5 protein-coding genes are annotated in these 7085 nt (G+C 31.0%); 3 read left to right on the plus strand and 2 right to left on the minus strand.

Going from position 1 to position 7085, the window contains the following annotated elements; all coding sequences use genetic code 11:
- The first annotated feature begins 256 nt into the window (after positions 1 to 256).
- From ACVC2P_RS13575 to ACVC2P_RS13585, 3 genes are all read left to right on the plus strand, one after another.
- A complete protein-coding gene (locus ACVC2P_RS13575) occupies positions 257 to 3151 on the plus strand; it encodes an InlB B-repeat-containing protein (RefSeq protein ID WP_452598994.1) in 2895 nt (964 codons plus the stop codon).
- A 446-nt stretch (positions 3152 to 3597) separates the two neighbouring features.
- The gene (locus tag ACVC2P_RS13580) at positions 3598 to 4653 is read left to right on the plus strand and encodes a hypothetical protein (protein ID WP_452598995.1); all 1056 of its coding nucleotides are present in this window, start codon (positions 3598 to 3600) and stop codon (positions 4651 to 4653) included.
- A gap of 21 nt (positions 4654 to 4674) precedes the next feature.
- Positions 4675 to 5118 carry a hypothetical protein gene (locus ACVC2P_RS13585; RefSeq protein ID WP_452598996.1) on the plus strand — a complete coding sequence of 148 codons (444 nt, stop codon included), beginning with the start codon at positions 4675 to 4677 and terminating at the stop codon, positions 5116 to 5118.
- 110 nt (positions 5119 to 5228) lie between these two features.
- Here ACVC2P_RS13585 and ACVC2P_RS13590 read toward each other — a convergent pair whose 3' ends face one another.
- Together ACVC2P_RS13590 and ACVC2P_RS13595 are read right to left on the minus strand one after the other, a co-directional pair.
- Positions 5229 to 5933 carry a LytR/AlgR family response regulator transcription factor gene (locus ACVC2P_RS13590; RefSeq protein ID WP_452598997.1) on the minus strand — a complete coding sequence of 235 codons (705 nt, stop codon included), beginning with the start codon at positions 5931 to 5933 and terminating at the stop codon, positions 5229 to 5231.
- Positions 5926 to 6984 carry a sensor histidine kinase gene (locus ACVC2P_RS13595; protein WP_452598998.1) on the minus strand — a complete coding sequence of 353 codons (1059 nt, stop codon included), beginning with the start codon at positions 6982 to 6984 and terminating at the stop codon, positions 5926 to 5928. The genes ACVC2P_RS13590 and ACVC2P_RS13595 overlap by 8 nt, the downstream gene beginning before the upstream one ends.
- Positions 6985 to 7085 lie beyond the last annotated feature (101 nt).

Consider the following 7085-nt stretch of genomic DNA (forward strand, 5'->3'; position numbering starts at 1 on the left):
GAAGTAAACAGATCTGTTTTTGTAATAGAGAATGTCTTAGAAAAAAATAAAGCGTTTATTTTATAAATAGCAAATAGGTAATCGCTTTTATAAATTATAAAACCCTCAAAGTTCAATTGAATTTTGAGGGTTTTAATTTTACTAAACCTCATGTTTTTTTCTTTTACAAATCCAAATGGCTCTTTATAAAGTTCTTTGTAAGTATTTCACACAAGCATACTTTCTTTGGTTTTTATAAAAACATAATCTATTTAAAATGAAAAAGAAACTACTTTATTATATGCTGCTTGCCGTTTTTACTATTAGTGCAAATGCGCAAACCTTTGATTGGGAAACTGCTACACTAAATGGAACCAGTCAAAACCCTAACTCATATGTAAGCCAAGTTATAAATGGGCAATACTTTGCGAGTTTTAGTACACCTAACCAGAGTCCTATTCTTTTAACCACAGCAGGTCAAGGAACATCTGGCTTATCGGTTATAAACCAACAACTTGAAACTTCTGTAACTATAGGTGTTAATGAAAGTGTAGGTACTACAGTTAGTAGTCTTAACATACAAAGTATTAAGGTGTTTGAAGGAAGTAATAATCAAAATTGGACATTCAAATCGTTAGATGCTTCTGGAAATGTACTTAATACAACAACCGCAAACGTAAGCCAAAACGCTAGTGTAGTTACATTAAATTGGACAAATGTTCGCCTTATTGAGATTACCAGAACTAACGGTTTAAGTTCTAATTTTGGGGTAGACGATATTGTCTTTACACCCACTACACCAGCACAACCAATAATTTATGTTAACCAAAATGCTACAGGAAATAATAATGGAACGTCTTGGGCAGACGCTTTTACAGATTTAACCGATGCTATTGCTTTAGCAAATTCGTCTAATGAAATTTGGGTAGCACAAGGCATCTATTTACCAACTGTTCCAACTGGGGGCAATGGGAGAAACCGTACCTTTAATTTACCAGATAATGCAAAATTATATGGTGGTTTTGTTGGTACAGAGACCAGTATTTCTCAACGTGATTTTAGAGCAAATATTACAACTTTAAGTGGTGATTTTAATAACGATGATACTGTTAACTTAATAGATACAGAAGCTACAAGACAAGAAAACGCAATTCATGTTATAACACTAAAAGGTAATGTTAAAAATATAATTGTAGATGGATTTACTATTTCTAGCGGAAATGCAAATGGTATTATAGTCAGTAATTGTAATATAACACCTAGCTCGCAATACGATAATAGAAGAGGAGGCGCTTTATATACTCAGCCCTACAATTCTGGTGATATTGAAGCTGAAATAGTAAACTGTGTATTTGAAAAAAATACAGCTTCAGATACTGCAGTGTTTTCAAGTTTTTACCCTTGTGGCGAGCAAAATATTTCATCTACAATAAATTTTGAATCGTGCATAGTTAGAGATAATTATTCTGCTACAAATTCAGCCTTTCTACTTAATGGTGCTGATGGATATTCTCAAAGACTTAATTCTATTATAAATAACTGTTTGTTTTATAATAATACATCAGCCAATGGAGCGTCAGTATTTTATGTAACAACTAGTGGAGGAGGTAACCCAGGTTCAAATGGCATAAACGTTCAAGTTATTAATTCTACATTTTCTAATAACACAGGTTTAAATGGTAATGCTATAAGAATTAATAATAATAGTGGTACAAACCTACAGTACTATATGTTTAACTCTATTATTTGGGGCAATGGTAGTACAACTCCATTTTTAATTTCTGGTAATACAACACAAGTAGCAAACACTATTGTTGAAGGAGGACAACAATTAGGCACAAATAATAATCCATTATTTTTAAATACCTCTCAAAACAATTACAGTTTGCAAGGGTCTTCTCCAGCAATTGATGCTGGTAATAATGCTAGGGTTCCAACAGGAATTACACTAGATTTAGCAGGAAACCAACGTATTTTTAATACTACAGTAGATATAGGCGCTTATGAATTTGGAGGAGCAGCACCAGTAACAAGAACTTTAACCCTCAACGCAACCAATGGTAGCATAATTGCCAACCCTACACCAACTAACGGAACCTATGCCGATGGAACGGTAGTAACATTAACGGCAACACCAGCTTCAGGTTATCAATTTGATGGTTGGAGTGGAGACGTTACAGGAACTACAAACCCAATAAGCATTACTATGGATGCAGACAAAATAGTAACCGCTACGTTTAGTCAACAATGTTTAGTGACCATCCCAGATACTAACTTTAAAAATTATTTAGTAGGAAATACCGCCATAAATACCAATGGCGACACCGAAATACAATGTAGCGAAGCAAGTGCTTTTACAGGAACAATGTATGCAGGCAATAAAAGTATTTCAGACTTAACTGGCATTGAAGCTTTTACAAATATAACAGAATTAAATTGCGGTGAAAATCAATTAACGAGCTTAAATGTAACCCAAAATACGGCATTAACAATGCTTCGTTGTGCAGATAATCAATTAACTAGTTTAGATATAAGTCAAAATACAGCATTAACAGAACTTTATCCTCAAGATAATCAAATTACTAGTTTAGATGTAAGTCAAAATACTATGTTACAATATTTTTACTGTTATAATAATCAATTAACTAGTTTAGATATAAGTCAAAATACTATGTTAATCGCTTTACAGGCTCTTAATAACCAGTTAACTAGTTTAGATGTAAGTCAAAATACAGCATTAACCCAACTATTTCTTCAAAATAATCAACTAACCAATTTAAATATAGCAAATGGTAATAATACAGGTGTTAATAATTTTAGCGCTCTAAATAATGCTAATTTAACTTGTATACAAATAGACGCAGGTTTTACGCCTTCTGCAAACTGGCAAAAAGATGCAACAGCAAGCTATAATACTAATTGTGGTACGCTAAGTATTAATGATTTTGAACTAGAGAACATTTCTATTTATCCAAATCCAGTAAGGAATATCTTATTCATAGAGCTAAAAGAAACTTTGGTAAGTATGGAGATTTTTAATGTTGTAGGAAAAAAAGTTTTAGAAAGTGAGATCTCTAGTATTAATGTTTCAAACTTATCCTCAGGATTGTACTTCTTAAAAGTGCATACAAAAGATGGTAAAATAGGTGTAAAACGATTTGCTAAAAAATAAGTTTACCTCAAAATTAGGTACTGTTTAAAGCTCGGTTATAATAACTGAGCTTTTTTCATGCCTAGACATATTAGAAAACTAATTAAGAAATATATGTAAGCTATGTTTTAAATACTGTACCATAACGTTCATTCAAAATTATTAAATAAATGAGTAATCAATACCCTAAAGAGTTTTTTATACAATTTTGTGTACTCTAAAACGGTATTAAAATATTACTACTACTACCTTAAAAAATGGTATGTATTTAATTATTATAGAAGACGAAACAAGGAAACTTTTAACAAGACGTTTTATTAAACAATAATTAAGCTTTAAATCTCGTAAGTGCTTTTGCTTACGAGATTTTTCATTTTAGAAGTTGAAAAGAGTACTTCAGAAGTCCACTTAACTTTAAACAGATATAGTATGAGATATTTGCTATAGATACCCAAAATAACCTAATCATGAAAAAAATAATTCTAACACTTACTTTATTAATAACAACAATTGCGTTTTCACAAAACAATTTGTTTGATAATATCTCTACTGAGCATCAATATACGGAATACTCTTCTGTTAAAGCATCAGGAAGAAATGGAAAATATGTAATAAAAAACAAATATGCGATAGTTAAATTTCATAAAGAATATTTACCTACTGGAGAAGGTTATAAAATAGAAATCATAGTTGATAATGAAGGTGAACACAAAGGAAAATCGAGGTATTTATTAGATGCAACAACTGAAGGAGTAATCTGTAATGGACAACCGTACGAGAGCCTTTTAACTACGCCATCTCCGAAAAGAAGCTTTGTAGCGATAGACGACTATGTTTTTGTGCTTTGGGGAGCTGAAAAAGATGGAGTTTCTTTTACAAAAATTGATAGAGTTTTTATTAAAAACGTAGCAGAAGAACCAAAGTCTGACGGAAAGAAAAAAAAGAAGAAAAAATTCTCTTTTAAAGATAAATTAAAAGCTTTAAAAGCCGCCAAAACTGGAGGTGCATTTTTTGGTCCTGAGCACAGCGCTTTACAAAGTCAGAATATAGATAAAATGATAACCGATTATCTTGTTGCTATGAAAGCGAAACAAGACGCAAGAACACCTGCTGAATTAAAAAAAGAAAATAATGTAAAAGCAGCTAAAAAGAGACAAATTGCTAAAGACGCTCAAGCCGAGAAAGACGAATGGGCAGAAGCAAAAAGATATAACGATTCTGTTAAGGCAACACCAGAATATAAAGATTTAGAACGAAGAAAAAGACAGAACGAATTAAATTATCAATCTGCTCAGAAAAGAGATGTAGTAACGCTTCGTAATAATAGTAGCCGTACTATTTATGTGGGCACAAGTGGTAGCCGTAATCCTGGAACAAAAATACCTGCTGGAAGTACAGCATCTTGGAGTTGTGGTAAAGACGCTTATATACAAACCATTAACTCTGGTGGAGCTTATAAATCCACTAATACTAAAGTGTATACTAAAAATTCGGGCTGTGGTAACACAGTAAATATCAACTAACTTCAAAACAATCTTAAAATTATGTTTAAATACCTAATAGTATTACTAATACCCTGTATGCTTTTTTCTCAAAGTAAAGCGCCTTCAGAAGCCATTAACGGAAAATATTATTTAATGGCTGCAGAAAAAGGAATTGCGAGTAAAATGACCAAAGAAAAATTATTTCAATATGCTACATGGGGAAGCGATAAGATATTAATTGTAGCTGCTTGTGAGCGGTGTTCGCCTGCAATGTATAAATACAATAAAGAGGAGAGCGAAATAATGGAGGTACCAGTTTTTTACAATGCTGTAGGACTTTATATGATTACTTACGATGATGAAAGTTTTGTAATGATGGTTCCGGCAAATAAAAACAGTAAAGACTGGACTGATTTTACCTATAGCAACTTTTATAGTAAAAGTAAAGCGAAGGCTGATGCTATGACCAAACAAAAAATTGTAGATTTTATTTCAACGCTATAATAAAGTTTTATTCACGAATAAATACATCTAAAAGTTTCAAATACAATAGTTAATTAAACACTTTTTATGCGACGACTTAGGAGAGAAGCATAATGAGTATAGCGTGGTTATTAACCACCATATAGTTTATTAATACTACTTTTATACGTCTGCCCAATAGGAATTTTATGTTCACGTATCAAAATACGGTTACCCTCAATAAACTTTATTTTGCTAATGGAAACAATAAAAGATTTATGAACACGTAAGAAGTTAGATGTATTTAACACCTCTTCATAATGCGATATTTTTTCGTGGCTTACAATCATTTCATCCTCTAAAAAAAGTTTGGTGTAGTTGCCATAAGCCTCAATGTATAACAAGTTGTTTAAATCTATTTGATGTTGCTTTTTATCACCTTTTACAAAGAATCGTGTTGCAGTATTTTCAGAATTTGAAACTTCATTAATACCCCTTTTTGGAGTTAAGGTGTCTGCTATTTTATTTACAGCTTTCACCAAACGATTAAAACTAAAAGGTTTTAAAATATAATCTACAACATTCAACTCGAAACCTTCAATGGCATGTTCCTTATAAGCTGTTGTAATAATGGTTTTTGGAGGGTTTGTAAGCGTTTTTAAAAAATCTAGACCTTTAAGTTTAGGCATATTAATATCTAAAAACATAAAATCTACTGTGTTTTCATTTAAAAACTGCATGGCTTCCATAGCATCATAACAATTTTTTTCTAATTGTAAATGTGGTAACATACTGCAGAACTCTTCAATAATTTCATGGGCTAAAGGCTCATCATCAATAATTATGTATTTAAGCATGTTTAGAAATTTTTAAAGTTGTTTTATAAATATTACCTTCTTTATAGTTATTCAGTTCGTGCGTTTTTGGGTAAATTAAAGACAATCTACGTTTTAGATTTGTAAGTCCAATTCCTTTTGATAAGCTAATTTCTTTAGGGTCGAAATTATTTTCAATATCAAAAACAATAAAATTGTCCACTTCATATAGATTTATATTAATAAATGCAGTTTCAGAAAGCGTTTCAACACCATGTTTAAAGGCGTTTTCTAATAGGATGATAAATAATAAAGGAGCTATTAATTCATCGGTATTTATATCGTGCTTAAATGATATATTAACAGATTTTTTATACCGGATTTTATGAAGCTCTATATAGTTGTTAAGGTATTCAATCTCATCAGCAACTTTTACAGTTTCTTTTTCACCTTCGTAGATGGTATAACGCATCATATCAGATAATTTTAGGATGACATCTGGTGCTTGTTTAGAGTTTTTAATGGTTAAAGCATATAGGTTATTTAATGTGTTAAAGAAAAAATGTGGATTTATCTGACTTCGTAATAGGGACAATTCTGTTTTAGATTTTTCAGTTTTTAAATTTTGAATCCATTTCCATTGTTCAAAAACCCAAACCAAAAACAACACAGGAATTGGCAAAAAGAATATAAAAAACGGAAAGTCTTCTTTAATTTTTAAATAGGCTTCTAAATCGCCAGAAAACAATCTTAAATACAAAAAATATAACAATAATGGTGTGTAAATAAAAGCTATTAATTTCCAGTATTTTTTTATAAACGTTGGTATTAAAACATAAGCCAAACCAATCCAAAACCCTATTAGTAAAATAAAGGTTATTGGGTTGTCTGGAAGACGCATTAAACTATCTACAATTAGCGCAATAAAAAAGAGCGTAACTAACCCTAATATTTTATAAACGGCCGTTCTTTTTTCTTTTAAGTAGTTAAAGTGATGAAAAGGCAAAGCAATAACAAGTCCCCAAAATAGGGCATAAATAATAATTTCAATAGGTTGGTTTTTAGGAAGTAGAATAAATCTAAAGTAATCCAAAATATAGAAAATTGGGGCTATAAAGAGCAATCCAAAAATAAAGGCTTTATATTTTTTTAAAAACTGAATCATACCTCAAAAATAGTCACGTTATCTCGTCT

It is taken from the genome of Pontimicrobium sp. MEBiC01747, from assembly GCF_053601635.1.